The 1,632-nt window shown below is 52.5% G+C and carries 1 protein-coding gene; it reads left to right on the plus strand.

Annotated elements, in window-relative coordinates:
• On the plus strand, positions 1-228 hold a 228-nt coding region (locus tag V6D20_13215), incomplete at its 5' end, for a hypothetical protein (protein HEY9816740.1).
• Positions 229-1,632: the final 1,404 nt, after the last annotated feature.

Consider the following 1,632-nt stretch of genomic DNA (forward strand, 5'->3'; position numbering starts at 1 on the left):
CCCCAGGAGTGCAAGGAATATTTGACGAGAATTGCGGAAGTGATCTCCAAGGCCCCAATTGAGAGTCTCTTTTCCAAGTGTTGGAAGGGTGGACGAGGCCCTTCATTTGAACCAGGACGTCAGCTGTCCGACCTTAAGGAAGGCCTGGGGAGACCTCAGCTTGCAAAATTTAGCAGTGAGGCTAAGCATCGCTTTGACGAGTTGCTCCAGCTGAGCCTGGAAAAGTAAGAACGTGATCTACAGCTAACCACAAGGACGGAACTGAAACAGCCCCTACGGGATGCTATCGCTGCCGCTAAGTTTGGACAAAATTAACATCCCCTCTTCCCGTTCAGTCATCGTCAGTCATCGTATTGAGCCAGAATGAAGTGAGTGTGAGGCCGGAGCGGGGATGCTAGCTAAGTTTGGAAAAAATCCCCCTTTTTCGTTCAGTCGTATTGAGCCAGAATGAGGGGAAGTGAGTGAGGCGGGAGGAGTTGATAGCCACGTCGACGCATCTGTATGAACGACCTGGTTTAGGTTGATTGAACTTTATGTATGAGGGCTATGCTGGAGGGCTGACCCGTTTAAAATTGGATTAATAAATGATGGTATGGTATGGTACAGCTAAGCCATAGGAGGGATGAGGGGGCGCACTAGCCAATTGGTGGGACGCCGCCACCAAGGTTCAGTTGGGTGTTCGAAGTCCCATATCTCGAGATCTTGGACGGCTTCCTCGAGAGACTGCCTGTCTTTGTTAGCGAGCGATTCACATACATAGTTCTGCGCATCTCATCCAGTTCGGCTGTGCACACGATGGGAGGAGAGGGGGCGAGATTCCGACGGTTTAGCAACCCTGATTCGGCAGGAGTGGGTGGGTCGATTTGCAGATAAGGCGGTGTAAGGGGACGTATTGGATCTGGGGCGCGTACTATTGGGTCTGGGGCTCTTCCTTCAACGTCGAAGTTGGCATCGTGTAGGTCCTAGGCTTAGCGTAAGTCTGGTGCGTACCAGGAAGAGATCATCAGTGTTAGTCATGTATGTGCCCTCAGGCGGGCGTTTTAGATATCGCTTGTAATATATTCTGTTCGTAAGGCAAGGCGACTTACTCAGTCACAGGCGTTATTAGGTAGCGACCCGTGTTCAAGACTTGTTCAAGGTACTTGCAAGCCTGGAAGGCGGTGAGGGTTAACCAGAGGCCAAGTGCAAATGCAGAGAGGCCAATTGGAGCCCACAGCCAGGTCAAAGCAAGGCTGCAGGAGAAAGCCTGGAGCAAAAGCCAGCCGTAAAGGTCTTCTGGAAAACGGTCCCACCATTCGCGGACCAGAAGGAAGCCCAGAGCGAGTAACCCCAGCGCACCTGCAGCTAAGGCAAGGTAAAGCACCGGCCAGGGGAATCGGTAGGCAAGTAGCGCAAAGGCAACAATGCCGCCGCCTATAAGCTTTGGCCTTTGTCTGGTGGTGAGAATGAAAAACCCGTACCTTAGGGTGCAGACCCAGGGTTTGCAAGGGTAATTGCCGCCACACTGCCAACACCACTGCCCACGGCATCGAGAGCAGGTCATGTGACTGTAGAATGAGCGAGAGAAGGGGATTTACTTGCATCCGCCGTTCTTCTGAGTGTGGGCTCCGCAATGGTAGCAGGGTTTGGTGT

The organism is Candidatus Obscuribacterales bacterium, assembly GCA_036703605.1.
Taxonomy (GTDB): domain Bacteria; phylum Cyanobacteriota; class Cyanobacteriia; order RECH01; family RECH01; genus RECH01.